Genomic DNA, 25,478 nt, shown 5'->3' with positions numbered 1-25,478 from the left:
CGCCGCGGTCGGAGCGGAACATGAAGCCGCTGTGGGACCGCCAGAAGGTTCGTACCGCGGTGCTGACCGGGGCGCTGGGGTTCGGCGCCTGGCTGCTGTCGGCGGTCTCGCAGCCGGGCCTGGCGCAAGCCGCGACCGCCCGGGACCACCAGCAACAGCAGCATCACATCAGTGAGACGGCGCCTCCGCAGCCCACGACACCCCCGGAAGGCTCGGACGAGCCCGCGCCGCCCCCTCCGCCGCAGGGGCCGGAGCCGTCCACGGCGGGCCCGCAAGCCGGAAACACGGATACCCGCGAGGGTCCGGGATTGCCCCCTGCCGATACACCTCTGTCCGACTTCATTTCCGGGAAATGGGCCGACGGCAAGGCCACGGAATCGCCGTACGACCAGCTGTACGGCCGACCGGAGGCCGTGCCACCGCCGTCCCCGGAATCCGGGGCACCGGCTCCGGAGGGACCACCGGTCGCGGCTCCCGGCCCGCCCGCACCGGGCGAACCCCCGGCCGGCCAGGAGGCTCCCGCGGACAGTGCCCCGTCGGCGCCTGAGCGTGGGGGTCCGCCCGACGGGGCGAACGCCAACGACCTCGCGGACGAGCCCGCTCCCGGTCCCGAGTGGAACTGGGGCGACTTCTGGGGGCGCACGTTCGACGGTGGCTACACCGCCTTCGTCACCCCTGATCAGGCCGTGGATTCCATTGAGGGTTACAGGGACCCGGAAAGTGTTCGGAAGCTTCCCGAAACCGAGGGCGAAGACGGCGGAAAAGACGCGTCGAAGGGGATTCTCAAGCGGATTCCACCCGTCACCGGTGCGCTAGGCGCCCTGTGGAACGCGAGTGCTTACGTCAACGAGCACGCCACGCCCGAGTACAAGAGGGCCATACGTGAGATGGACGGCGGGATTCCGCCGGACCCATCGCAGGACCCGCTCAACCCGGCGTTCCAACCCACTCGGGGCGAGGTCTCCGCGGGTGTCACCAAACCACCCGGCCAAGCGAATGGCCCAGCCCCGTATATCCCCGGACCGATCAACAACGGCATACTGCCCAATCAGCCTTTGGGCAGCCTCTCCGAGCTGGCGCCCCCGCCGGCGCCGCCTGGTCCTGGTTCGTCACCTTCGGATCTGGCACGTGCGGAGGAGGCGCGTGCAGAGGCGGCGCGTGCAGAGGCGGCGCGTGCGGCGACGCAGGCACCGCCGCCGCCTGGGGCGGCTCCGGTGCCAGGGGCACCGGTCGCTCCGGCTCCGGCTCCGGAGGCTCCTGCCCCGCCGCCTGAGGGCGAGGCCCCGGCACCGACCCCGGCCCCAGCACCGGCCCCAGCGCCTGCGCCTGCGCCTGCGCCTGCGGGTGAGACTCCGGCACCTCCAGGTCCGCCTGCGCCCGAGGGCAAGGCTCCTGCTCCAGCGGCACCCCCGGCGCCTGCAGGTGAGGCCCCTGCCCCGCCGACTACACCCGTGCCGACGACGCCTGAAAGTGCGGCCCCTGCCCCGCCTGCGCCTGAAGGTGAAGCTCCGGCACCGACCGCACCGGAGGGTGAGGCCCCTGCCCCGCCCCCGGCGCCCGAGATTGACGCTCCGGCTCCGCCAGCGTTCGAGGGCGAGGCTCCGGCTCCGCCCGCGCCTGCCCCGGAACCCGCACCGGCGCCTGCGGCGGAACCCGAGCCCGGGCCTGCTCCTGAGCCGCAGCCAGAGCCTGCTCCCGCACCCGCACCCGCACCCGCACCGGAGCCCGCTTCAGAGCCGGAGGCGGAGCCTGCACCGGAGCCGGCGCCCGAGCCCGCGCCCGAGCCCGCGCCCGAGCCCACACCAGAACCGACGCCCGAGCCCACACCAGAACCCGAACCGGAGCCGGAACCCGAACCGGAACCCGAACCGGAGCCAGAGCCCGCACCGGAGCCAGAGCCCGCACCCGAACCCGAACCCGAGCCGGAACCCGCACCCGAACCCGAACCCGAACCAGAGCCCGCACCGGAACCCGAACCAGAGCCGGAACCCGCACCCGAACCCGAGCCCGAGCCGGAACCCGCACCCGAACCCGAGCCCGAGCCGGAACCCGCACCCGAACCCGAACCCGAACCAGAGCCCGCACCGGAACCCGAGCCCGAGCCGGAACCCGCACCGGAACCGGAACCCGCGCCTGAGCCCGCGCCGGAACCGGCGCCCGAGCCGGCGCCCGCTCCCGCGCCGTAATCCGCCGTCCCGCTGCCGCCCGGCCCCCGGGCGGCAGCGGGCCATTCCGTATAGGAGTTGGTTCGGACGCTTGGAGCGATGGTCATGTCAGTTCACAGGAACGGGGACGGCCCGCGCCGGGCCCCCGCACGTCAGGAAGCGGCCGGCGTGCTGTCGAGCGTCTTGAACGAGGACGGGGAGGCAGGGACGATGACGCTGTCGCCGTCGCGGCCACCGAGCAAGGTCAACCTGCTGCCGCAGGATTACGGGAGCCTGTCGCGCGGCGTTCCGCCCGCGCAGCCCGGCACCCTGTTCGTCATGGGCGTCAACGGCGGCATGAGCATGGCCCCCGACGCCGCTTTTCCTCTCGTGTTCGGCCGCAACGAACCCGAAGTGCATGTCTGCGTCGCACCGCACGACCCGCGTGTGAGCCGCAGGCACGGCTACATCACGCGGGAGTACTCGCGATGGGTGCTGAACAACAGCGGACGCCTGCCCATCCGGCTCCCGGGCGCGCGCCTGGTGCTGGGCGGCGACCGGGTCGAGCTCGCGTCCGGGTTCACCCCGCTGTTCATCGTCGGCCCGAAACGGGAGCACCTGCTGGAGGTGCGTATCGCCACGCCGGCGCCCGGCACAGGAGATGACGGTGTGCGCGAGGCCGCCACGCACGACGGCGAGGCGTGGAACCTGACCGCCACCGAGAAGCTGGTCCTGATCTGCCTCGCCCAGCGCTACCTGCGCAACGACCCCCAGCCACAACCTCTCACCTGGGCCGAGGTCGCGGCCGAACTGGGCGAACTGCGCCCGGCACAGTCCTGGACCAGGAAGCGGGCGGCACGCGTCGTCGCCGGCGTACGGACAAGACTCAGCTGCACGGTGCCCGGGCTCATGGAAGACGAAATCCCCCAGCCCGTCGGCAACGCGCTCAACCACAACCTCATCACCGAACTCCTCGTGACCACAACCCTCGTCAAATCCGACCTGAACCTCCTGGAGGGCTAGTGGCATGGGAGCCGCTGCTCGCGGTGGTAGCCGGGCACTACTGGCTGCGACGTCATCGAGCCGGACGGCTGCACTCGGACCAGCACTGATAGCGAAATGCCACTGGAGTACTAGCCCATGCCGAATGACCCCGAACATTGTGAAGCTGGGGCGACCTGCCAGATCACGCCTTCCGCGACAGGCTTCAGGACAGCGGGCCGGGCGAGGGCCCTGGGGGCGGGCCGAACGGGGGTTGGCCCCATTGCGGTGATGGGGCCAGCCGGGCAGCAAGTTGGCGGCGGTGGCGGTTACGGCGGACGGCGGTGACGGCGCTGATGGTCACGGCTGCGGCAAACGCGGCGAAGAAGAGGGCGATCGCTGCGAAGGTGGCGCCCACCGTGGCTCCCACACGCGGCTTGTCCCCCATCGCGAACTCGGCTTGGCGCTCCGAGGTACAGGTGAGCGAGTAGTCGCCGCTGCTGCCTGGTTTCACCTCGAGGACGCGCTCCCAGGTGCGGGACCCAGCGGTGATCTGGAAGGTGCTGTCCGGCCGGGTCATGGACCCGGACCGCATCTCCGGGATCTCGCAGTTGACCCGACCCTTCCCGGACTGGGAAACGTAGATTGCCTTGGTTTCCCCCTCGGTGAGGCTGAACGTCTGCGAGCCGCCGCCGGGGAAGCTTCGGGCGGTGTCGACCGAGCCGACCGCGTCCTTCACTGTCACCGCGAGGACGGCGGCCCCGCTACCTGCCAGCACAAGCGCCAGCACCGCGGCAATGAGGTACCAGATGCGCCGGGGCCGCACGTCCTTGGCGGGAATCATCGAAGGAGGCGGTGGGCCACCGTACGGCGTCGCCCCAGGTGTTCCTGTCGTCACAGCGCGGCATCGTACATAAGTTCAGGACCAATTCGTCGCCGCCGACAGCCCCGCACCCGCCGCATCACACCGCAGATCGCCCGCCGCGGCCGTCGGCACGTCCGTGCTCAGCGGGATGGTGATCACGAATCTGCCTTCTTCACGCCGTCTTTCGAATCGATCGAATCACCTTCCGCGCCATCGCGGCCACCTGCTTGACTCCGGGTCCCGGAGCGGCTGCAGGGCTGTTGCAGCACTCCGGTGGAAGGGAGAAAGCGCGGTGAAAGAAATGGCTGAGAGCTGGGCTACCGGGCACCAAAGCTGCCGTAGCTCCGGCAGTTCATGAAGCCCCTTTACCGAACCAGCCCATTCCTCGTGCTGCGCAATAACTTGATCCATCCCAGGGGGCGGTGCCCATGTCGTTCGATGAAGAGTGGGCTCAACTCAAGTCCGCGGCAGATACGCGGACACAGCTGCGACTCAACAGTTTCGACAGCGGGGGCGCCCCCTCGACGGGGGGTGACCGTTTGGCCTCCTCCCCCTCCGACAAGAAGAAGGCCGCCTTGTACCTGGAACGGGACTTGCTTCCGGACGCGGTCAAGGCGGGCAAGCACGCGGGGGGCGCCACGCAGTCCGTCACCGGGCAGGCACCGGCCGGCCGGGTGGACACCGTGGTGTGGGGCGGCCCGGGCGAGTTCGACAAGTGGGAGATCAGGGCCGGCCTCAACGCGGCGATGAAGCACTGGGGGCAGCAGGTGAACAACCTACTGGCGCGCCTCAACGGAGAGATGGGGGCGCTGCGTGCCGCGAACAACCTCTATTTCGACAACGATCAGCTCTACGGCTCGCTGATCAACGACCTCATTCCGAAGGGGCAACCGGGCAGCGGCGTCACCAAGGACACACCGTCCATGGTCGCTGCTCCCAAGCCGCCGCCCGATCCCTCTACCGACCCCAACGGCCCGCTGCTGCTGCCGAATCCCTCGCCCACCTCGGAGTGATCCATGGCCCTGACCTATCAGGACGTGATGAACACGGACTTGTCCACACTCCAGCCCGCCTCCGAGGACTGGAAGGCTATGGGGGACAAGTTCAAGACGCTCAAGACGAACTACGACACCCACGTGCGCGGCGCCCTCGGCAACGGAAACTGGGCCGGCCGCGGCTACACCGCCGCAGCCAAGAGTGGCGGTATCACGGCGCATGAGCTGTGGGGTGCCATGAAGGAGGCGCACGCGGTCGCCGAGCAGCTCTCCGAGGCGTACACCGAACTGACCCGGCTCAAGAACGCGCTGAAAGAGCTGGTCAAGCAGGCGCGTGAGGACGGCTACAAGGTCGACCCCGTGACGGGCCAGGTCACCACCGACTACGACTCCAAGAAGTTCCAGGACATGACGCCGGAGGAACTGCGCGGGTTCAAGAACGACCCAGGGGGCATCGCCGCACGCGAGCAGCACCGGACCGACCTCCTCATGGACCAGATCAAGGAGATCGACAAGGCCGACTTCGGCTACCGCACCGCCCTGGAGCGCGTCACCAAGGACGTGGACGGCAAGGGCGTCGACGGCGGCTTCAACTCGAAGGCCTCGGGCGACCCGGAGGCGTACGAGGGCAAGCGCGCCGGTGACCTGGCCAAGAAGGTCGCCGACGGCGACGACCTCGGCGACAAGGAGAAGAAGGAGCTGCGTACGCTCCTCGATGGCAACAAGGGCGACAGGGCCTTCAGTCAGGCGTTCGTCCGGGGCCTGGGCGGCTCCGAGAACACCGTCCAGCTCGCCCACGAGCTGCGCGGGATGGGCAAGGACGGTGACTGGCTGGAGAAGAAAGTCAGCACGACCATCGCCGCCGCCACCAACGTCCCCAAGGACATCGAGAAGCTCCCGGTGACCTCCAAGCGCTACCAGGACTGGCTCAACAGCGACGACGGCAGATTCAACAAGGAATTCCTCGCCGGACTCAGGGAGGTGGGCACGAAGAACTTCGCCAGCAGAACCGAGCCCATCTACGGATACCAGGAGTTCGTGACCCTGATGAAGAACGGCGGGAAGTACGACGGCTCCTTCCTCCAGACCCTCGGCGACGACATCATCAAAGCCGAGAAGGACAAGGGCCACGGGCTGTGGGACCAGTGGAACGGCCAGCCCGCGCGTAAGGGCGTCGTATACGACCCGCTGGACGGCGTGCTGGGCCTGCTGGGCAAGGACCCGGCCGCCTCCACCAGCTACCTCGACCCGAAGGGCAGCGACCGCCTCCAGTACCTGCTCGAGGACCGGGACTGGCCCAGGTACATCCTCAACGGCCTTTACGGGTCACCCAAAGAGATGGACGCCCTCGCCGACCTCACCAACAAGATCGGTTTCGGCCAGGCGCTGGAGGCGGCGGCCACCGGCGAGGTGCCCGGGACGAAGCATCCGCTGGGCGGCCATTCGGAGGCCGAGGCGCGCGTGATGCAGTACGCCGCCACGCATCTCGACGAGGACATGCCCCCGAACCTCAGGACGCCGATGGGCCACATCCTGACCGACTACACCCCGGACACGCACGAGATCCTCACCCAGGCGAATCCCGCCTACGAGAGCGAGAAGAACATCGATTCGGGGGTCTTCCAGGACGAGGAGGGGAACGTCCGGGTCGCCCTGGACCCGCAGGTCCTCGACAAGGTGATGCGCGGCGTGGCCGACGATCCGAAGGCGTTCGCGGACATGTTCAACGCGGAGCGGCAGTACTCGGCCGACAAGCTGGTCCAGAACCCCATCAACGGGGACACCAAGGACATCGACCGGCGGAACAACGCCATCATGGCCATCGGCAACGTCTGGGGCCACTATGACGGTGTGTTGACGGACGTCGCCCTGGACAAGAAGGATGCCGCCATCCAGTGGGCCCGCGACGTCAACCACCACGTCACCGCTGGGAACGCGTCGGTCGACTTCGTGCCTCCGAAGTGGGCCAAGGCCGGCGTTCCGGTCGTCGACATCGTCAGCCGTGTGTGGGACTTCGGGGCGTACGACTGGTCCAAGGAAGCCATCGCGGACGCGACCAAGGTCGGGGCGGAAGAGGCGGCCAAGACATTCAACACCGGCCACAAACAGATGGACGCGCTCGTGGTGAAGTGGGTGGAGGCCCAAGGCGGCGACCCGGGCATCGAATCCGGCAAACCCGCCCCCGAGATCGGAGTGATCCAGCACGAGGGGCAGGGGACCTACAGCGACGGACGGGAACAGGCCCTGATCAACCTCGGGCGTCCCGGCGGGTGACGCACCGCTCGATGGTGCGGGCCAGTTCCCTCGTGCTGGAGAAAGCAATCGACAATGCGTGAGAACAGAAGGAGCCGTGCCGGCAAGAAGGCCGGTATCGCTCTCGGCGGGATCCTGGGCTGCCTCCTGCTGGTCGTCGGTGTGCTCTACGCGACCGGGACACTCCAGAGCTGGCGGGACGCCCGGGAGCTGAACCGCGCCTGCGCGGGGAGCCTCGCCGCCCAGCAGATCCGCGGCGCCTTGGGCAGCGACGAGGTGGGGGCCCGGGACACTCCGGTGGACGGGCCTGGGGTGCTGGCCTCCTGCCGGGCGGAGGCCACCGGCGGCGGCACCGGCCTGAGCATCCAGGTGCGCCGAGGCTCGCGGAACGAGGGCGCCATGAGGTTCCTGCGCCGTACCGGGCTGTCGGCGTACAGCCCGCCGGTCTCCCCGCTCGGCACCTGGCCAGGGGTGCTGCTGAACGACGTTGGGACGCCCCGTGCCTCGCTCTGGCTGCGGTGCCGCGGCAAGAAGGACGAGAGCCTGCTGGTCACCGCGCGCCTGGACCGCGGTTCGGGCGGAAAGGCGCTGTCCGGCGACCGGCGCCGGGACTTCGCCGCCGCTGTGACGGCGACCTCCAGGAAGGCCGCCGGCGCCTTCGGCTGCGCGGATCCGGAGGGAGGTTCCCTCACGGGCCTGGCCGGCAGCCCTCGCGACCGTCCGGTCCGCGTCACCGAGGCCACGGGTACCTGCGCAGCGCTGCGCCCGCGCTCCCGGGCCGCCGCGCGAGCGGGCTTGAACCATGTCTGGGCCACGCGGCCCGCCGGGTCGGCACCGGTGGAGGACTGCGTGCTTACCACGTCGGACGATCCGCAGGTGCCCGGGTACTGGATCTCGGCCTACTACGGCCCGTACGCCGAGAGCTTCGCGAACGAGGTCGCCGCCTCACGCGTGCGGGGGGAGCGGGGGCAGGAGAAGGACGGTCACCTCGCGTGGGCGACCGCCGAGTGTCCCGGCACCGGCGGACGGGCGCTGTACGTGCTGCGCGGCACCGTGGACAGCGACGTGACAGGTCCGGGAAAGGTGCCCGTGCGAGGGGACTCGGCCGCCCTCCGGGCCGACCTGCTCACGGCGTTCGCGCGGCAGTCCGCCGAGCAGCACCACTGCCGCGACGTGAAGGCGCCCTGAAGCTGTCGGTTGATTCGAGGGCTCGCGTCACCCCTCCGGCACCAACCGCAGCGAGACCGAGTTGATGCAGTACCGCTGGTCGGTCGGGGTCGGGTAGCCCTCACCCTCGAAGACATGGCCGAGGTGGGAGCCGCAGCGGGCGCAGCGGACCTCGGTGCGGACCATGCCCATGGAGCGGTCGGTCAGCAGCTCGACCGCGTCCGAGTCGGCCGGGTCGTAGAAGCTGGGCCACCCGCAGTGGGAGGCGAACTTGGTGTCAGAGCGGAACAACTCGGCGCCGCAGGCCCGGCACTCGTAGACGCCGGTGGTCTTGATGTCGGTGTACTCACCGGTGAACGGGCGCTCCGTACCGGCCTCGCGCAGCACGTGGTACTCCTCGGGCGTCAGCTCCGCGCGCCACTGCTCCTCGGACTTGTCGATCTCGTAGGACATCTCGGCTCCTCGGTCCTCGGCTCCTCGAGCGCTGGTTCGGGGTACGGAAGGGTGCGGGCGGTCGGGCCGCCGGTCACTCCGCGAGCCGGGCGAGGATCCTGGGGCCCAGTTCCGTGACGTCACCCGCGCCCATGGTGAGAACGAGATCGCCGGGCTCCGCCATTCCCACCACCGCGTCCACGGCCTCGGCGGGCGTGTCCATGGCGCGTACGGCGGCGCCTGCCGCCTGTGCGGCGTCCGTGATCAGCGCGCTGGTCACGCCCGGGATCGGGTCCTCGCGGGCCGGGTAGATCGGCAGCACCACCGAGCCGTCGGCCAGCGTCAGGGCCTCCCCCATCTCCTTGCCCAGCTCCTGGGTGCGGCTGAAGAGGTGCGGCTGGAAGACCACCAGCACCCGTCCATTCTCGGCGCCACCCCTGATGGCCTCCAAGTCGGCGGTCATCTCGGTGGGGTGATGGGCGTAGGAGTCGATCACCTGCACGCCGCGGGTCAGCCCCTTGAGCTGGAGGCGGCGCTTGACACCGGTGTACGAGCCGAGCCCGCGCCCCAGCTCCCCGGCGGGCACCCCCAGCGCCGCGCCCGCGGTGAGCGCCGCCACCGCGTTGAGGGCGTAGTGGTTGCCGGGCACCGAGACGTCGAAGGTCAGCTCCGCACCGTCGAGCACGACGGTGACCTCGCTGGTCAGCCCCTTCGGCGTGATCTCGAGAACCCGTACGTCGGCGTCCTCGGCCACCCCGTACGTACGGATGGTGAGCGCGCGGTCGCGCGGAGCGGCACGCAGCCTGCGGGTCAGCTCGCGCGCACCCTCGTGGTCCGCGGAGATCACCAGGGTGCCGCCGTCCACGATGCGTCCGGCGAACGTCTCGAAGGACTCGTAGATCTCTTCCAACGAGGCGTAGTTGGCGTGGTGGTCGAGTTCGACATTGAGGACGATGGCGACCTCGGGCGCGTACTTGTGGAAGCTCCGGTCGCTCTCGTCGGCCTCAGCCACGAAGATCTCCCCGGTGCCCTGGTGCGCGTTGGAGCCGGGGCCCTCCAGGTCGCCGCCGATCGCGTACGAGGGGTCCAGGCCCAGGTCGGCCAGGCTGACGGCGAGCATCGAGGTGGTCGTCGTCTTGCCGTGCGTACCGGCGACCGCCAGCGGCCGCAGCCCCTCCATCAGCGCGGCCAGCGCATCGGCCCGGTGCAGCACCGGCAGACCGCGCCGGTTCGCCTCGACCAGCTCCGGGTTGTCCTCGCGGATGGCGCTGGAGACGACCACCGCGGTCGCGTCGGGCGCCAGATGCGCGGTGTCGTGACCGATGTGGACGGTCACTCCGAAGCCGCGCAGCGCGTCGGCCGTCGCGGACTCACGAGCGTCGCTGCCCGCGACCCGAGCGCCGCGCACCGCCAGGATCTTCGCGATGCCGGACATCCCCGCGCCACCGATCCCGACGAAGTGCGGCCGCTCCATGGCGGAGGGGAGGGAGGGAGTGGCGGCAGCGGTCATACGGACTTCTCCTGCTGGCTCGGGCGGGCACCTCCCCGGCCTTCAGGGCCGGGGAGGACGAGGAACGGCGCAAGCTTATGCGGTGCGACCCCTCACCTCACGTGAGCCCTCACCTCACCTCATGTGAGCACTGACCTCATGTGAGCCCTCGCCCTCCCCGCCCCTCGGCACCCCCCGGACCCCCGGCCGGAGGGAGGGGGCCGCCCCCCTCACTACTCGACTACTCGTTATGCGCACTGCATCCACCCGGGGGACAACCCCCGGACCCCCGGCCGGAGCAAGGGGCCGCCCCCTCACTACTCGTTATGCGCGAACAGCTTCAGTACCGGGACCCCCACCTTGTGCCGGGCGCGGGAGGCCCAGTCGCGGTGGAAGAACTCTTCGACCAGGTGGGGGGCGGTCATGACGATGACCTCGTCGGCGCGGGTCTGCTCCGCGACCGACTTCAGGACGTCGAGGGGGTGCTCCTCGATGATCTGGCCGACAGCCTCGCAGCCAGCGTCTCTGAGGCGCTTCAGGGAGAGCTCCAGGGCCTGCTCCGCGGGGCCGACCGCCTCACCGCCCTCGGGCTCCTCGGCCTCGCGCACCACCTGGTCCAGTTCGCCGAGCGCCACATCGTCCAGCGCTCGCAGCAGCCGGTCCTGGTCGCCGCGCGGCTGCATGAGGACGACGAAGGAGACGGGCTCCTCGCCGTGCAGCGTCGTCACCATCTCCGCGTCGGCGGACACCAGCGGCTTCTCGATCATCAGCACTGTCGTGATCACGACGGGCGCCCCTTCTCCGGTCGAACGGTCGGAAAGAAACCCTGCTGCCGTGTTCCCACGGTTCCTGCGGTTCCTGCGGTTCCTGCGGTTGTCAGTCTGCCCAGCGACAGGTAACCGGAACGTCTCATTCCGCAACGGTTCGCAACCGACGGTAACGCGTGAAGAGGAACCCCTCCTCTTCGAGCACCCCCTCGAGCGTGAACTCGTCGGGGTCGGGCAGGACGGGCCCATTCATGATCCGCGGCGCCGATCCCGCGACGATCCGGGGGGAGATGGACAGACACAACTCGTCGAGTACCCCCGCGTCGGCGAATTCCCCCAGCAATGTGGGACCTCCCTCGGTCAGCTGCCGCCGCAGCCCCCGCTCGGCCAGCAGGCGGGGCACCCGTGCGGGGTCCACGGCACTGCCCTCGCCCGCGAAGACCACCTCCGCGCCGGCCTCCTTCGCCCGCGCCACCTGATCGGCCGGGGCGCCGCTGCCGGTGAGCAGCAGGGTGGGGACGACGGGCTCGGTGAACAGCGGCGCCGAGAAGTCCAGCTCCAGACTGGCGCTGACCACGGCGATCGCGGGCGCCGGCGGCTGCCCGGCAGCGGCGCGGCGGTCGGCGAAACCCTTGCGCCGTTTGGCGGGCCGGTAGCCCTCCTGGCGTACGGTCCGGGCGCCGACGACCACCACGTCGGCGAGCGCCCGCAGCACCCCGAAGATCCACATATCGGCCTTGGAGGAGAGCGGCTGGGAGCGCCCGCCGTGGTGGATGGCGCCGTCCAGGGAGGCCACCATGTTGCCGCGCAGCCACCGGTCGGCTTCGTCGGCGCCCTCGCCGACGGGCGGGTAGGCGTACTCCTCGGCGATCTCCTCGATGCTCCACTCCGGGGCCGGCCTGTCCGGCGCCGGGGCGTCCGGGGCGGATACGGGGGCTGTACTCGATGGGAACAGGCGTCGCATGCGCGCAGTGTGGCATGGCGCACGCCTGGTGGGCCGCACGCCCGCGGGCGCCGGGCGACTAGCATGACAATCGTGTCAACGACCGAAGCGCACATATCCGGGACCGGCTCCGACGCGACCGGCGGCCTCGGCGACGCACCCGTCGCGCCCGGCACTCCCGTCGCACTCACCGCTCGGGAGCCGCACGTTCCGGCCGACCAGCTGGTGGCCGAGATGGTGCCGCCTCCGCGCTTCGACAGCGTGCGCTTCGCCAGCTACATACCCGACCCCGCCCAGCCGAGCCAGACCGAGGCGGTACGGGTGCTCGGCGGATTCGCGGACGGCCTCGACGCCGGCCGGCGGTCCGGTGGCAGCGACAGCGGGCCGAAGCGCTGGTTCCGCCGGGTACCGAAGCAGTCGCGCGGGGCTGCTCCCGCCGGCCCGCGCGGGGTGTACCTGGACGGCGGCTACGGCGTCGGCAAGACGCACCTGCTCGCCTCCCTGTGGCACGCGGCACCGGCGGCGCCGGAGCGTAAGGCGTTCGGCACCTTCGTCGAGCTGACCAACCTCGTGGGCGCGCTGGGCTTCCAGCAGACGGTACGCACTCTCGGCGGCCACCAGCTGCTGTGCATCGACGAGTTCGAGCTGGACGATCCGGGCGACACGGTGCTCGTCTCCAGCCTGCTGGCCAGGCTGGTGGAGAACGGCGTGGCACTGGCGGCGACCTCGAACACGCTGCCGGGCAAGCTGGGCGAAGGGCGGTTCGCCGCGGCGGACTTCCTGCGGGAGATCCAGGGCCTGTCCGCACACTTCCGCACCCTGCGCATCGACGGCGAGGACTACCGCCACCGCGGGCTGCCCGAAGCGCCCGAGCCGTACGCCGCCGAGGACGTCACCCGCGCAGCACACCGGATACCCGGCGCCTCGCTGGACGGCTTCCCCGCACTGCTGGGCCATCTCGCACGGGTCCATCCCAGCCGCTACGGCGCACTGGTCAGTGGCGTGCAGGCGGTCTGTCTGACAGGGCTGACGCCGGTCCCCGACCAGTCCACGGCGCTGCGCCTGGTGGTGCTCGCCGACCGGCTCTACGACCGCGAGGTGCCCGTACTGGCCTCGGGGGTGCCCTTCGACAAGCTGTTCAGCGAGGACATGCTCAAGGGCGGTTACCGGAAGAAGTACTTCCGGGCGATCTCCCGGCTGACCGCGCTCGCCCGGGACGGCGGCGCGCTGGTCACGGCCCCGTCGAGCTGATCGGGTCGCAGGTTCACTTCGGTTGCGTTCTGATCAGTGTGCGCACGCTGGTGCGCGTGGTACACACACTTGGTCACCTGTCCGCCACCAGGGGAGAAGTGCCCGATGTCCACCACCCGACGCCAAGTGCTGGCAAGAACCGGAGCCGCCGGGGCCGCAGTCGCCTTCAGCGGCGCGCTCTCGGAATTGTTCACAGGGACCGCCGCCGCCCAGGCCACCGGCGGCAGCGCAGGCTACGGCCCGCTGGTCCCCGACCCCGACGGGCTGCTCGATCTGCCCAAGGGCTTCCGCTACAAGGTGCTCTCCCGCGAGGGCGACCCGCTCCGCTCCGGCGAGGGCAAGGTGCCCAGCAACTGCGACGGCATGGCCGCCTTCGAGGGGAGCCGGGGCCGCACCTGGCTGGTGCGCAACCACGAGAACCGGATGGACGGCCGGGTGCCCGTCCCCACCGTGGAGGGCCTGACCTACGACCCCGCTGCCAAGGGCGGTTGCACCGTCATCGAAGTGGACCGCGACAACAAGGTGTTGACCGAACGCGTCGGCATCGCGGGCACCTCCACCAACTGCGCGGGCGGACCGAGCCTCTGGGACACCTGGCTGACCTGCGAGGAGACCGAGTTCAAGGCCGGTGAGGAGGGCTACACCAAGGACCACGGCTTCATCTTCGAAGTCGGCTTCGACCGCCGCCCTCCCACCTCCGTCGAACCGCTGAAGGCGATGGGCCGCTTCCAGCACGAGGCCGTCGCCTTCGACCCCGGCACGGGTGTCGTGTACGAGACCGAGGACGCCTTCGAGAAGCCGTTCGGCCTCTTCTACCGCTTCCTGCCCAAGAAGCCCAAGGGCGGTTACGGTTCGCTGCACGCGGGCGGCAAGCTGGAGGCCATGCGGGTGCCGGGTGTTCCGGACCTCTCCGCCGTCACCGAGACGGGCACCTCCTTCGACGGCATCGAATGGGTCGAGGTCCCCGATCCGCTCGCCAAGGAAACCCCCGTCCGGTTCCAGGACTTCGGCAAGGGCGGCATCACCCACGCGCAGAAGCTGGAGGGTTGCTACTGGGGCGGTTCCAGCGTCTACTTCGTCTCCAGCTACGCGCGCAGCGCGGAGGGCTCCCAGCAGGACCACTTCGGTCAGATCTGGCGCTACGACCCGCGGCGCCGCCGCCTCACCCTCGTCATCGTCTTCGGCCCGGACACCGATGTGCAACTGCCGGGCGAGGAACCGGACAACATCTGCCTCGCCCCCAGCGGCGGTCTGATGGTGTGCGAGGACGGTGAGGGCGCCCAGCACGTCTTCGGTCTCACCCGGCAGGGCAAGGTCTACCCGATGGCGCGGGGCGCCCAGAACATCGGCACCCCCGAGGAGCCGGAGTGGGGCGAGTTCGCGGGCGTGACCTTCGCTCCCGACGGCCGCACCATGTACGTCAACTGCTACAAGCCCGGCACGACTTTCGCGGTCACGGGGCCCTGGAAGCACTGAGGCGGAAACCCACCGACGCAGTCGCGGCAGTGCCCGTGTGCGGGCACGTCGTGGCTGGTGGGGGTACCTCCCGGCCGGAGTCCTGGGGGCACCTCCCGGCCGGAGGCTGGGGGACTCCGGCCGGGAGGTACCCCCAGGGGGAGCAGTCCCCCGCGACCCTGCGGGGCGCGCCCCTCTCACGGCCGCCGGGTGGCCAGGGAGCAGGCGGCGGTAGCGGCGAGAGCCGCTACCGCCACAGCTCCCAACAGCGCCACCCACGGCACCTGGACCTCTCCCTGGCTGGAGCCGCGGACCAACCCGGTCACCGCCGCGTTGGCCGGCGAGGCCCCGAGCGCGAGGGCCGCAATGCTCCCCAGCAGCGTCGCGCTCACCGCGTACCCCGGCGAGTGGATCAGCGGCCGGTTGCCCAGAGCCCCGACGGCGGCCCCCATCAGCACACACGCCAGCACCCCGCACAGCCCCGCGCCCACGGCAGGCAGCACGGGAACCGCGGCTGTCCCGTCGGTACTTCGCGGGGCACTCACCCCGATCACCACTCCCGCCCCCGCGCATCCGAACAGCAGGGCCGCCGCTCCCCCGGCGAGGACGCCCGCGAGGTGCACCCGCCAGGCCCCGGCGGCAGCCGCCGCGCAGTGCCGGGCAGCCTGGGGCTCGGCGGTCACACAGGTACGCACCAGCCAGGCGGCTGCGGGCAGCAGCGTGGCGGCGGCGATTCCGAGCGAGTCCAGCAGCGGCTGCCCGGCCCGTACGCCGACGGCCAGCAGCCCGGCGTACAGCAGCAGCGGCGCCAGCCACCGCTGGGAGCGCACCAGCAGGGCGAGTTGGTAGCGGGTCAGTGCGAGCGTGGCTCTCATGCGAAGTCCCCTTCCCGCTCTGCGAGTTCCCGCTCTGCGAGCGGCCGTACGGAGCGGACGTGCCAGCCGGGCCGGGCGGCCAACAGCACCCGCAGCGCCGTGTCGGAAGCGGCACTTGGCAGCGTCAGCAACAGCCGGCCGTCGGGCGCGAGCCTCCACCGCGCGCTTCCCGGCAAGCCGTCGGGGACCCCGGCGCCGGGCGCTCCCAGTGCTTCGATGCGCGTCATCGGGGGCCGTCGCGCGCCGTTCCCGGGCCGGGCCACCGCCGCGCCCGCCTCGGCGACCGCCACCCGGCCACCGGCCGCGACCCGCACGGTGACGTCCGGAGTCCCGGCGAGCCGCGCCGGATCGTGGTCGACGAACGCCACGGCGCCGCCCTCGGCGACCCGTTCTCGCACCACGCTGTCAAGGACCTCGCGCGCGGGCTGGTCGAGGCCGGTCCACGCCTCGTCGAGCACCAGCAGGTCGGGGCGGCCGACGAGGGCCTGCGCGACGGCCACCTTCTGGGCGCTGCCCTTGGACAGCTCCCGCATCCTGGTGGCGGCGTACTGCTGGGCGCCGAACCGCTCCAGCCAGGCGGCGCCCTCCCGGGCGGCCTCGCGGCTGCTCAGGCCGCGGACCCGGCCCAGGTGGGTGAGGTAGCCGAGAGCCGTCAACGGCAGTGCGGCGGGGAAGCGTTCGGGAACGTAGCCGCGTCTCCGGGGGCGCCCGCGGACCCGCCCCGCGCTGGGCGCGTCGATCCCCGCGAGCAGCCGCAGCAGCGTGGACTTGCCGCTCCCGTTGCCGCCTTCCACCCGCACCAGGGTGCCCGCCCGCACTTCGAGGTCCACCCCGCGCAGGACCCAGGGCCCGCCCGTCCGGTAGCGCCGTCCCACACTCTCCAGCCTCACGGGCCAGAGCATAGGCGGGAGGCCGGCCGCTGGCAGACTGAACCGGTGACCGTTTCAGACTCCGCCGCCCCGCACTCCGCCGAACCCGAACGCTTCGTCCTGCCCCTCGTCGTCCGGATCGAGCGCGCGGCACCGCCCGTCCGTACGGAAGCGCTGGAGACGGCGGCCCGCGCGGTGCTCACGCTGCTTGCCGACCCGCGTACGGTCGAGGAGACCGGCGAGTGGCACAAGCGGGTGCGGCTGTGGGAGGAGCGTCAGATCCGCAAGGTCGTCCGGCGGGCGCGGGGTTCGGAGTGGCGGCGTACGGAGTCGCTGGCGGGGATCACCGTGGCGGGGCGTACGGCCGAGGTGCGGGTCTTTCCGCCGGTCCCGCTGGACGGCTGGCCCAAGGAGTTGGCGCGGCTCCAGGTGTCGGGTACGGAGCTGGACGATCCGGAGCCGCCGGCCGCGCCCGCCGCCGGTACGCCGGTGCTGTGGCTGAATCCCGAGGTGGAGATGTCGGCGGGCAAGGCAATGGCCCAGGCGGGGCACGGCGCCCAGCTGGCCTGGTGGCAGCTGGACACCGCCGGGCGAACGGCCTGGCACCGGGCCGGCTTTCCGCTGGCGGTGCGCCCGGCCCGGGACGGGGCGCACTGGGCGGAGCTGACCGGCAGCGACCTCCCCGTGGTGCGGGACGCCGGATTCACCGAGATCGCGCCCGGCTCCTGCACGGTCGTCGCGGAGCACCCCGCGCTGCGTCCGGTAGGGGCACCCCCTCATCGGAACAACTGAGGGGCGGGGCAAGATTCGCCGAGCCGCTGAAGCTCAAGTTCAGCTCTGAGGTGCCGGGTGCCGGGAATGAACCCGCGCCGAGGGAGAAGAAGTCCTTTTGCACCTATGGGGGAGGAGCGAGAGATGGAGAGGCTGGGCACCGGGATCGGCTGGCGGCCGGAGATCGCGGACGGCATCGAGGCACTGCCGGGCATCGACTGGGTGGAGGTCGTCGCGGAGAACATCTGTCCCGGCCATCTGCCCGAGCCGCTGCTGCGGCTGCGGGAGCGCGGCACGGTCGTGGTGCCGCACGGGGTGGCGCTCGGCCTCGGGGGCGCCGAGCGCCCCGACCCGGGCCGGCTCGCGGCGCTCGCGGAGTGCGCCGAGGCGCTGGGCACTCCCCTGGTGACCGAGCACATCGCGTTCGTCAGGGCCGGCGGCGGCGACACCGGAGTGCCCCGGATGGAGGCCGGCCACCTGCTGCCGGTGCCCCGCACCCGGGACGCGCTGGACGTGCTGTGCGAGAACATCCGCATCGCCCAGGACGCGCTGCCCGTACCGCTCGCCGTGGAGAACATCGCGGCGCTCATCAGCTGGCCGGACGAGGAGCTGAGCGAGGGCGAATTCCTCGCCGAGCTGGTCGAGCGCACCGGGGTGGGCCTGCTGATCGACGTGGCCAATCTGCACACCAACCGGGTGAACCGCGGCGAGGACCCGGTGGCCGCGCTGGACCGGCTGCCGCTGGAGGCACTGGCGTACGTCCATGTGGCGGGCGGCGTCGAACGCGGCGGTGTCTGGCACGACAGCCACGGGCATCCGGTGACCGGGCCCGTGCTGGACGTCCTGGCCGAGCTGTGCGCCAGGACGGTGCCGCCCGGGGTGCTGCTGGAGCGGGACGAGAACTTCCCGCCGGTCGCCGAGCTCGCCGGGGAACTGGAGCAGATCAGCGCCGTGGTGAACGCGGCGCATCAGGAGGCCACCGGTGTCCGATGAAGCGCGGGCCCGCCTGGGCCGGGCACAGGCCACGCTGCTGTCGGCGCTGGTCGCCGACGCGCCCGCGCCGCCCGGATTCGACGGGGACCGGCTGGAGATCCAGGCCAGGGCGCTGCGGGCCAAGCGCGCCGACATCGTCGCCAAGGTGGCGCCGGAGCTGCCGGAACTCCTCGGCGAGGCGGAGTTCCGCAGCCTGTTCCTCGCGTACGCGACGGGGCGGCCCATGGACGCCAACTACCGCTGGGACGCCCTGAACTTCGCGGCGTACGTGCTCAAGGACGCCCGGCTTCCGCGCCGCCCGCGCAGGGAGCTCAAGCGCTGGTACAAGCACCGCGCCGGACCGGCCCCGCGCTGAGCCGGCCCGGCGGGAGGCAGGCGCTCAGCCCATCCGAGGGGCGTTCCGCGACACCGCGAGGGGGTGCTTTACATCTGCGTATGAGCCGCTGAGCATCCAATATGAACGGCGGTGCCCCGGGCATGGCTGACGGAGCGACAGCGAGACCAGCGGGAGCCTCAATGCGCGCAGCAGCGATCCCCTCCACAGTCGGTGCCCTGGCCCTCACACTGGCCTCTGCCCCCGCGGCGGCCTCGGCCGCTCCACACCGAGCGCTCCCTCCCACGAACAGCGTGCCGGAAGCGGCCGGCGTCCGGGCGGCGGCCGGGGACGCCGCGGCCCAGGGCATCCGGTGGCAGCCCTGCCCCGCCGCCGAGCACCTGCCCGCATCCGCCGAGTGCGGCACCGTCCGGGTCCCGGTGGACTACACGCGGCCGGACGGCGAGCACATCTCCCTCACCGTCAGCAGGGCCCGGGCCACCGGGAACGCCGCGGAGTACCAGGGCCCGCTGGTCTACAACCCGGGTGGGCCGGGCGGCAACGCGATGACCTTCCCCCTCTATCCGAAGCTCGGCGGACTGTGGAAGCGCCTCAACGCACGCTACGACTTCATCGGCTACGCGCCACGCGGCGTGGGCCGCTCCGACCCGCTCTCCTGCCAGAACCCGAAAGCGTTCCTCAAGGGACCCAACCACTCAGCGCAGCACCCCACCTGGGCCGTCAAGCAGGCCATGAACCGGAAGGCCGCCGCCTACGCCGCCGGGTGTGCCAAGGCGCAGCCCGACCGGCTGCGGCACTACACGACGCCGAACAACGCCCGCGACCTGGATGTGCTGCGCGCCGCTCTGGGGCAGCGCGGGCTCACCTACATGGGCGTCTCCTACGGCACGTACATCGGCTCCGTCTACGCGACGCTCTTCCCCGGGCACGTCCGCCGCCTCGTACTGGACAGCATCGTCAATCCAGCGCCCGACAACGTGTGGTACCAGGCCAACCTCGATCAGAACGTCGCCTTCGAGCGGCGCTGGGAGGACTGGAAGACCTGGGTCGCCCGGCACGACGACACCTACCGGCTGGGGCGTACGGCCCGGCAGGTGCAGGCGTCGTTCGACGCGGTGCGCGCTGCCGTGGACCGTGAGCCCGCGGGCGGGACAGTCGGCTCCAAGGAACTGGTGGCCGCGTTCCTGGACACCGGGTACGCGGATGCGACCTGGGCCCCGTACGCGCGGGTCCTCTCCGACTTCCGCAAGGGTGAGCCCGGGCCGCTGATCAAGGTGGCGGCGCCGGACATGAAGAAGGCGAAGAAGGAGGAGAACGGCAACGCCGTCTACAACGCGGTCGAGTGCCAGGACGCACCCTGGCCACGCGACTGGCCGCGCTGGGACCGGGACAACACCGTCACGGCGGCGGTGGCGCCGTTCAACACCTGGGAGAACGCCTGGATGAACCTGCCGTGCGCCTACTGGAAGACGGAATCGGCCACGCCGCTGGATGTGCGCACCGCCGTGGGACAGCTCCCTCCCGTGCTGCTGGTGGCCGCCACCCGGGACGGGGCCACCCCGTACGCGGGCGCCCTGGAGACCCGGCGCCGGCTGGCGGGCTCCTCGCTCGTGACCGAGCGCGGCGCGGGCAACCACGGGGTGAGCGGCGGCAACCGCTGCGTGAACGCACACGTCGAGCGGTACCTCTTCGAGGGCAGAACGCCGGGCACCGACGCGGAGTGCGCTGCGCGGCCCGCGCCGAAGCCGGGTGCCCGGCAACAGCCGCTGCCCGCCCCCGGTATGCGGGCCGGCCGCTGAGGGCTGCGCCCCTTGCCGCCGCCGGCGAAGGAGGGTTACGCCAGCCCCGCGACCAGCTCGCCCAGCGGTTTGCGGCGGCCCGTGAAGAAGGGGATCTCCTCGCGGACGTGCAGCCGCGCCTCGGAGCCCCGCAGGTGCCGCATCAGGTCGACGATGCGGTACAGCTCGTCGGCCTCGAAGGCGAGGATCCACTCGTAGTCGCCCAGCGAGAAGGCGGGCACGGTGTTGGCCCGTACGTCGGGGAAGCCGCGGGCCATCTTGCCGTGGTCGGCGAGCATCCGGCGGCGGTCCTCGTCGGGCAGCAGATACCACTCGTAGCTGCGCACGAACGGGTAGACGCTCACATAGGCGCGCGGCTCCTCGTCGGCGAGGAAGGCCGGGATGTGCGACTTGTTGAACTCGGCGGGACGGTGCAGCGCCATGTTCGACCAGACGGGCTCCAGCGCGCGGCCCAGCTTGGTGCGGCGGAAGCGGTTGTAGGCGTCCTGGAGCGCGTCGGAGTCCTCCGAGTGCCACCAGATCATCAGGTCGGCGTCGGCCCGCAGCCCGGAGACGTCGTACGTACCGCGGACGACCACGTCCTTGGCGGCGAGCTGGCCGAACAGCTCCTCCACCTCGTCCGCGTACCCGGCGCGGTCCTCGGGGAGCACATCGCGCAGCCGGAAGACCGACCAGAGGGTGTAGCGGATGACCTCGTTGAGGTCCTTGGCCTTCTTGCCCGCGTTGGGGGACTTCTGCGGTGCCTCACTCATGACGTGTCTTCTCACTGTTCTCGTTGGCTGACTCAGCTGATGCAGCTGCTTCCAGTACGTGCCGGGCCGCGCGCTCTCCGCTGGCGATGCAGGCCGGGATGCCCACGCCCTCGTAGACGGCGCCGGCAACCGCGAGCCCTGGCAGCGCGCCTGTGGCTGCCCGGACCGCGGCGACGCGCTGAAGGTGTCCGACCGGGTACTGCGGCAGGCCGCCGTCCCAGCGGGAGACGAGGGAGTCGACGGGGCGCGCATCCAGCCCGGTGGCGGCGCGCAGATCGCGCAGCGACAGCTCCACCAGTTCGGCGTCGTCCCGCTCGAGCATCTGCTCCTCGCCGTAGCGGCCCAGCGAGGTACGCAGCACGAACAAGGAGGGGTCCTGGGCCGCGACCCAGCTCCACTTGTGCGCGGAGAAGGTGGCGGCCTTGATGGCGCGGCCGTCCACGGGGGGCGCCAGGAAGCCGCTGCTGTCCGGGATGCGGTCCGCCTCGGATCTGCGGAAGGCCAGGGTGACCAGCGCCATCGAGGCGTACTCGACCTCGTCGAGCACCGTGGCCGCTGCCGGGGCGTGCGGGGCCAGCAGCCGGGCGGCAGCCGGTGCGGGGGTGGCCAGCACGACGGCGTCGGCGCTCAGCGCCTCGTGCTCGGTGACGGCAAGCCAGCCGGGCCCGCCGTCGGAAGGCGTACGGCGCAGCTCGCGCACCGGTGTGCTCAGCCGGATCTCGGCGCCGCTGGCGGTGCACGCCTCGGCCACGGCTTGGGGCAGCCGTCCGATGCCGCCCTCGATGCCCATGAAGACGGGGCTGTGGGACGCGGGCCGGGCGGCGGCCCGGTCCTGCACGGCGCGCACCGCGGCCAGCAGGGAGCGCTCGCCGCGTGCTGCCTCGTACAGCTGCGGGACGGCGGCGCGCATCGAGATCCGGTAGGCGTCACCGGCGTACACCCCGCCCAGCAGGGGTTCGACCAGCCGGTCGACGACCTCGCGGCCGAGCCGCCGGGCGACATACTCGCCCACGGCCACGTCCTCGCCGATCTCGGTACGCGGCAGCCGCCCGTCCTCGGCGATCCGGGCCCGCCCCTCGGGCGAGAGCACCCCGCCGAGCGCGGCCGGGTCGCCGGGGACGCCCATCAGATGGCCCTTGGGCATGGGCCGTACGGCGCCGCGCGTCCAGATGGCGCCCCCGGAGACGGACGGCGGCTGGAGCCGTTCGCCGAGCCCGACGGCGCGCGCCAGCTCCACGGCCTCGGGACGGCGGGCCAGCATGGATTCGGCGCCCAGGTCCACGGCGGCCGTCCCCGCGATGCTGCCCGCACGCAGCTTGCCGCCGAGCCGGGCGCCGGCCTCCAGCACGGTCACCCGGGCGCCGGACGCCAGCAGTTGGTGCGCAGCGGCCAGCCCGGAGATTCCGCCCCCGATGACAAGTACGTGCATACGGGCAAGTCTCGCAGAACGGTACCCGGCGCATAGCGTGGGCCCTGTCAGTGGCAGCACGTCCGGTGGGCGGCACCGCCCGTACGGCGAAAGGAGCGTCCGCGATGGCGGCAGCGGAGCGGATGGTGGTCATCGGTGGCGATGCGACGGGGATGTCGGCCGCGGCGCAGGCACGCCGGCTCAAGAGTCCTGACGAACTGGAGATCGTGGCGTTCGAGCGGGGCACCTTCTCCTCGTACTCCGCCTGCGGCATCCCGTACTGGGTGGGTGGTGACGTCGCCGAACGCGACAAGCTGATCGCCCGCTCGCCCGAGGAGCACCGCTCGCGCGGAATCGACCTGCGGATGCGTACCGAGGCGGTCGAGCTGGACGTGGACGGGCAGCGGGTCCGGGTGCGGGAGCAGGAGGGCACCGAGCGCTGGGTGGGGTACGACCAGCTCGTGCTGGCCACCGGCGCCGTCCCGGTGCGCCCGCCGCTGCCCGGGATCGATGCCGAGGGCGTGTACGGGGTGCAGACGCTGGACGACGGCCAGCAGCTGCTGGACGCGCTGGGGCAGCTCGTGGAGCCCGGGGCTACGGCTGGGGAAGGTGCGGGGCCGCGCAGGGCGGTCGTCGTCGGCGCGGGCTACATCGGCGTCGAGATGGCCGAGGCGTTCGTCAGGCGCGGCTACGCGGTGACGGTGCTGGAGAGGGCCGAGCAGCCGATGTCCACCCTCGACCCGGACATGGGCAAGCTGGTGCACGAGGCGATGTGCTCCATGGACATCGAGACGGTGCTGGGCGCCGCCGTCACCGAGGTCCTCACCGACGAGCGGGGCCGGGCCCGCGCAGTCGCGACCGAGGACGCCGAGTACCCGGCCGACGTGGTCGTGCTCGGCCTCGGTGTGAAACCCGCGACCGCGCTGGCCCGCGAGGCGGGACTGCCGCTGGGCGAGTCCGGCGGACTGCTGACGGACCTGGCGATGCGGGTCCGCGACCGGGAGAACATCTGGGCGGGCGGCGACTGCGTGGAAGTCCTCAACCTCGTCTCGGGCCGCGCCCAGCATGTGCCGCTGGGCACGCACGCCAACAAGCACGGCCAGATCATCGGCGCCAACATCGGCGGAGGTTACGCCACCTTCCCCGGAGTGGTGGGCACGGCCGTCAGCAAGGTGTGCGACCTGGAGATCGCCAGGACGGGGCTGCTGGAGGCGCAGGCCGCCGCCGTCGGGCTCCGCTTCGCCAGCGTGGTGATCGAGTCGACGACCAGGGCCGGCTACTACCCCGGCGCCCGCCCGATCCACGTCAAGATGATCGCCGAGCACCGCTCGGGACGGCTGCTCGGCGTCCAGATCGTCGGCCGCGAGAACGCGGGAAAGCGCGTGGACATCGCCGCCGTTGCGTTGCACGCGGGCATGACGGTGGAACAGATGACCTCTCTGGACCTCGGCTACGCCCCGCCGTTCAGCCCCGTCTGGGACCCGGTACTCATCGCCGCCCGCAAGGCGGCAGCCGCCGTGCGCGAGGGCTGACCCCGCCGTTCCCGTCTGCGGCCCGGTGGCGGGTGCTGCGCTTGCCCACCCTGCTCCCCCAAGCTCTTCGAGCAGGGGGCACCCCTGGGGGCACCTCCCGGCCGGAGGCTGGGGGAGCAGACTGCCCAAGCGCAGCGGGGAGCTGGGGGCCTGGGGGCTTTGCCCCCAGAACGTTTCCCGCCGAAACGGCGCTCAGCCACGACGGCGAGAGTCCGGCGGCATCGGCGACGGCCGCAACCTCAGCGGCGGCTCTCTTCATGGACGTACGCCACAAGGTCCGTCAGCGCCTGGGGATCAGTGTCCGGAAGGACTCCATGCCCCAGGTTGAAGATGTGCCCCTCCAGCCCACGCGCCGCCTCGAGGACGCGGGCGGCTTGCCGTTCCACCGCCTCGCGGGGGGCGAAAAGGACGGCCGGATCGAGGTTGCCCTGGATCGCCTTGCCGGGGCCCACCCGGCGTGCGGCCTCGTCCACCGGCACCCGCCAGTCGGCGCCGACCACGTCGGCTCCGGCCCCACCCATGAGACCGAGCAGCTCACCGGTGCCGACGCCGAAGTGGATACGGGGCACCCCGTACCCGGCGACGGCGTCGAAGACCTTCGTGGAGGCGGGCAGCACGCTGCGCCGGTAGTCCTCCGGAGCGAGCGCGCCCACCCATGAGTCGAACAGCTGCACCGCGCCGGCGCCCGCCTCGATCTGCACCTTCAGGAAGGTCGCGGTGATGTCCGCGAGCCGGTCCAGCAGTTCGGCCCACAGCTCCGGGTCGCCGTACATCAGCGCCTTGGTGCGCTCGTGGTTCTTCGAGGGGCCGCCCTCGACCAGGTAGCTGGCCAGCGTGAAGGGCGCACCGGCGAAGCCGATGAGCGGGGTGGCGCCCAGCTCGCGGGTGAGGATGCCGACGGCCTCGGTCACATACCGGACGTCCTCGGGCTCCAGGGCCCGCAGCCGCTCCAGGTCGGCGCGGGTGCGGATGGGCTTCTCGACGACGGGGCCGACGCCCGGCTTGATGTCGAGGTCGACGCCGATGGCCTTGAGGGGGACGACGATGTCGCTGAAGTAGATCGCGGCGTCCACCTTGTGCCGGCGCACGGGCTGCAAGGTGATCTCGGCGACGAGATCGGGCTGCATGCACGAGTCCAGCATCGCGATGCCCTCGCGCACCTTGCGGTACTCGGGCAGCGAGCGGCCGGCCTGCCGCATGAACCACACCGGAGTGTGCGGCACCGGTTCGCGGCGGCACGCGCGGAGAAACGGTGAAGACGCCGTATCCGCCGCAGCGCTCGCTGCGACGTCCGGTGTCTGCGTCGGCTGGCCCTCAGGGCGGTCGTTTCCACTCACACCCGAAGTCTCCCATGGCGTAATGGGGTGTCCCTACCAGCCTGAAGCCCGCCGTCCGCCTACTCT

At 71.6% G+C, this 25,478-nt stretch carries 19 protein-coding genes and 1 pseudogene; 10 read left to right on the top strand and 10 right to left on the bottom strand.

Annotated elements, in window-relative coordinates:
- The first annotated feature begins 2,270 nt into the window (after positions 1-2,270).
- Positions 2,271-3,167 (top strand): hypothetical protein, encoded by an 897-nt coding sequence (locus ACTWQF_RS28220; RefSeq protein WP_443282524.1) that lies wholly within the window; start codon positions 2,271-2,273, stop codon positions 3,165-3,167.
- A gap of 184 nt (positions 3,168-3,351) precedes the next feature.
- Here the strand turns inward: ACTWQF_RS28220 and ACTWQF_RS28215 are convergent, their stop codons facing one another.
- On the bottom strand, positions 3,352-3,969 hold the full coding sequence (locus ACTWQF_RS28215; RefSeq protein WP_443282523.1) for a serine/arginine repetitive matrix protein 2: 618 nt from the start codon (positions 3,967-3,969) through the stop codon (positions 3,352-3,354).
- Between the two features lie 449 nt (positions 3,970-4,418).
- Between ACTWQF_RS28215 and ACTWQF_RS28210 the strand changes: the two genes are divergently transcribed.
- From ACTWQF_RS28210 to ACTWQF_RS28200, 3 genes are read left to right on the top strand one after another with little or no spacing between them, the layout of a single operon-like run.
- Positions 4,419-5,003 (top strand): hypothetical protein, encoded by a 585-nt coding sequence (locus tag ACTWQF_RS28210; protein ID WP_443282522.1) that lies wholly within the window; start codon positions 4,419-4,421, stop codon positions 5,001-5,003.
- A 3-nt stretch (positions 5,004-5,006) separates the two neighbouring features.
- The gene (locus tag ACTWQF_RS28205; protein ID WP_443282521.1) at positions 5,007-7,259 is read left to right on the top strand and encodes a DUF6571 family protein; all 2,253 of its coding nucleotides are present in this window, start codon (positions 5,007-5,009) and stop codon (positions 7,257-7,259) included.
- 54 nt (positions 7,260-7,313) lie between these two features.
- Complete coding sequence (locus tag ACTWQF_RS28200; protein WP_443282520.1) at positions 7,314-8,426, top strand: hypothetical protein; 1,113 nt, start codon at positions 7,314-7,316, stop codon at positions 8,424-8,426.
- 27 nt (positions 8,427-8,453) lie between these two features.
- Here ACTWQF_RS28200 and msrB read toward each other — a convergent pair whose 3' ends face one another.
- From msrB to ACTWQF_RS28180, 4 genes are all read right to left on the bottom strand, one after another.
- Entirely contained in the window at positions 8,454-8,858 is a 405-nt protein-coding gene (msrB, locus tag ACTWQF_RS28195) for a peptide-methionine (R)-S-oxide reductase MsrB (protein ID WP_443282519.1), read from the bottom strand.
- Between the two features lie 73 nt (positions 8,859-8,931).
- Complete coding sequence (murC, locus tag ACTWQF_RS28190; RefSeq protein ID WP_443282518.1) at positions 8,932-10,347, bottom strand: UDP-N-acetylmuramate--L-alanine ligase; 1,416 nt, start codon at positions 10,345-10,347, stop codon at positions 8,932-8,934.
- A gap of 296 nt (positions 10,348-10,643) precedes the next feature.
- Positions 10,644-11,111 carry an indole-3-glycerol phosphate synthase gene (locus ACTWQF_RS28185; protein WP_443282517.1) on the bottom strand — a complete coding sequence of 156 codons (468 nt, stop codon included), beginning with the start codon at positions 11,109-11,111 and terminating at the stop codon, positions 10,644-10,646.
- Positions 11,112-11,235: 124 nt separating this feature from the next.
- Positions 11,236-12,057: a pyrimidine reductase family protein gene (locus tag ACTWQF_RS28180; protein ID WP_443282516.1), complete on the bottom strand. Its 822-nt coding sequence runs from the start codon at positions 12,055-12,057 to the stop codon at positions 11,236-11,238.
- A gap of 63 nt (positions 12,058-12,120) precedes the next feature.
- Here ACTWQF_RS28180 and zapE point away from each other — a divergent pair, with 63 nt between their 5' ends.
- Both zapE and ACTWQF_RS28170 read left to right on the top strand, forming a co-directional pair.
- A complete protein-coding gene (zapE, locus tag ACTWQF_RS28175) occupies positions 12,121-13,287 on the top strand; it encodes a cell division protein ZapE (RefSeq protein ID WP_443282515.1) in 1,167 nt (388 codons plus the stop codon).
- A gap of 105 nt (positions 13,288-13,392) precedes the next feature.
- Complete coding sequence (locus ACTWQF_RS28170; protein ID WP_443282514.1) at positions 13,393-14,763, top strand: alkaline phosphatase PhoX; 1,371 nt, start codon at positions 13,393-13,395, stop codon at positions 14,761-14,763.
- A gap of 176 nt (positions 14,764-14,939) precedes the next feature.
- Here ACTWQF_RS28170 and ACTWQF_RS28165 read toward each other — a convergent pair whose 3' ends face one another.
- Positions 14,940-15,617: an ABC transporter gene (locus ACTWQF_RS28165; protein ID WP_443282513.1), complete on the bottom strand. Its 678-nt coding sequence runs from the start codon at positions 15,615-15,617 to the stop codon at positions 14,940-14,942.
- Entirely contained in the window at positions 15,614-16,507 is an 894-nt protein-coding gene (locus ACTWQF_RS28160; RefSeq protein ID WP_443282512.1) for an ABC transporter ATP-binding protein, read from the bottom strand. Before ACTWQF_RS28160 ends, ACTWQF_RS28165 begins: the two co-directional genes overlap by 4 nt.
- Positions 16,508-16,552: 45 nt before the next feature.
- On the opposite strand from ACTWQF_RS28160, the gene ACTWQF_RS28155 reads away from it, so the two are divergent.
- The 3 genes and pseudogenes from ACTWQF_RS28155 (at position 16,553) to ACTWQF_RS28145 (ending at position 20,383) form a co-directional block, all read left to right on the top strand.
- Positions 16,553-17,278: a peptidyl-tRNA hydrolase gene (locus ACTWQF_RS28155; protein ID WP_443282511.1), complete on the top strand. Its 726-nt coding sequence runs from the start codon at positions 16,553-16,555 to the stop codon at positions 17,276-17,278.
- A 123-nt stretch (positions 17,279-17,401) separates the two neighbouring features.
- Positions 17,402-18,605: pseudogene (locus tag ACTWQF_RS28150) on the top strand (DUF692 domain-containing protein).
- A 161-nt stretch (positions 18,606-18,766) separates the two neighbouring features.
- Positions 18,767-20,383, top strand: coding sequence for an alpha/beta hydrolase (locus ACTWQF_RS28145; RefSeq protein WP_443282510.1), 1,617 nt, complete (start codon positions 18,767-18,769; stop codon positions 20,381-20,383).
- Between the two features lie 35 nt (positions 20,384-20,418).
- On the opposite strand, the gene hemQ is transcribed toward ACTWQF_RS28145, so the two are convergent.
- Both hemQ and hemG read right to left on the bottom strand, forming a co-directional pair.
- Positions 20,419-21,135 carry a hydrogen peroxide-dependent heme synthase gene (gene hemQ / locus ACTWQF_RS28140; protein WP_443282509.1) on the bottom strand — a complete coding sequence of 239 codons (717 nt, stop codon included), beginning with the start codon at positions 21,133-21,135 and terminating at the stop codon, positions 20,419-20,421.
- A complete protein-coding gene (gene hemG, locus ACTWQF_RS28135; RefSeq protein ID WP_443282508.1) occupies positions 21,128-22,564 on the bottom strand; it encodes a protoporphyrinogen oxidase in 1,437 nt (478 codons plus the stop codon). The genes hemQ and hemG overlap by 8 nt, the downstream gene beginning before the upstream one ends.
- Before the next feature lie 104 nt (positions 22,565-22,668).
- On the opposite strand from hemG, the gene ACTWQF_RS28130 reads away from it, so the two are divergent.
- A complete protein-coding gene (locus ACTWQF_RS28130) occupies positions 22,669-24,075 on the top strand; it encodes an FAD-dependent oxidoreductase (protein ID WP_443282507.1) in 1,407 nt (468 codons plus the stop codon).
- Between the two features lie 239 nt (positions 24,076-24,314).
- Here ACTWQF_RS28130 and hemE read toward each other — a convergent pair whose 3' ends face one another.
- Positions 24,315-25,412 (bottom strand): uroporphyrinogen decarboxylase, encoded by a 1,098-nt coding sequence (gene hemE / locus ACTWQF_RS28125; RefSeq protein ID WP_443282506.1) that lies wholly within the window; start codon positions 25,410-25,412, stop codon positions 24,315-24,317.
- Positions 25,413-25,478: the final 66 nt, after the last annotated feature.

It is taken from the genome of Streptomyces sp. 8N114, assembly GCF_052245835.1.
Taxonomy (GTDB): domain Bacteria; phylum Actinomycetota; class Actinomycetes; order Streptomycetales; family Streptomycetaceae; genus Streptomyces.
The sequence above is the reverse complement of the archived record's forward strand: the minus strand, read 5'-3'. Positions and strand labels throughout refer to the sequence as shown.

Bases quoted from the DNA above. Each gene is read 5' to 3' on its own strand.
- ACTWQF_RS28145 (WP_443282510.1), top strand. From the start codon at position 18,767: ATGCGCGCAGCAGCGATCCCCTCCACAGTCGGTGCCCTGGCCCTCACA.
- ACTWQF_RS28165 (WP_443282513.1), bottom strand. From the start codon at position 15,617: ATGAGAGCCACGCTCGCACTGACCCGCTACCAACTCGCCCTGCTGGTG.
- ACTWQF_RS28215 (WP_443282523.1), bottom strand. From the start codon at position 3,969: ATGATTCCCGCCAAGGACGTGCGGCCCCGGCGCATCTGGTACCTCATT.
- hemG (WP_443282508.1), bottom strand. From the start codon at position 22,564: ATGCACGTACTTGTCATCGGGGGCGGAATCTCCGGGCTGGCCGCTGCG.
- ACTWQF_RS28220 (WP_443282524.1), top strand. From the start codon at position 2,271: ATGTCAGTTCACAGGAACGGGGACGGCCCGCGCCGGGCCCCCGCACGT.
- murC (WP_443282518.1), bottom strand. From the start codon at position 10,347: ATGACCGCTGCCGCCACTCCCTCCCTCCCCTCCGCCATGGAGCGGCCG.
- msrB (WP_443282519.1), bottom strand. From the start codon at position 8,858: ATGTCCTACGAGATCGACAAGTCCGAGGAGCAGTGGCGCGCGGAGCTG.
- ACTWQF_RS28170 (WP_443282514.1), top strand. From the start codon at position 13,393: ATGTCCACCACCCGACGCCAAGTGCTGGCAAGAACCGGAGCCGCCGGG.
- ACTWQF_RS28205 (WP_443282521.1), top strand. From the start codon at position 5,007: ATGGCCCTGACCTATCAGGACGTGATGAACACGGACTTGTCCACACTC.
- ACTWQF_RS28200 (WP_443282520.1), top strand. From the start codon at position 7,314: ATGCGTGAGAACAGAAGGAGCCGTGCCGGCAAGAAGGCCGGTATCGCT.
- ACTWQF_RS28180 (WP_443282516.1), bottom strand. From the start codon at position 12,057: ATGCGACGCCTGTTCCCATCGAGTACAGCCCCCGTATCCGCCCCGGAC.
- ACTWQF_RS28210 (WP_443282522.1), top strand. From the start codon at position 4,419: ATGTCGTTCGATGAAGAGTGGGCTCAACTCAAGTCCGCGGCAGATACG.
- zapE (WP_443282515.1), top strand. From the start codon at position 12,121: ATGACAATCGTGTCAACGACCGAAGCGCACATATCCGGGACCGGCTCC.
- ACTWQF_RS28130 (WP_443282507.1), top strand. From the start codon at position 22,669: ATGGCGGCAGCGGAGCGGATGGTGGTCATCGGTGGCGATGCGACGGGG.
- hemQ (WP_443282509.1), bottom strand. From the start codon at position 21,135: ATGAGTGAGGCACCGCAGAAGTCCCCCAACGCGGGCAAGAAGGCCAAG.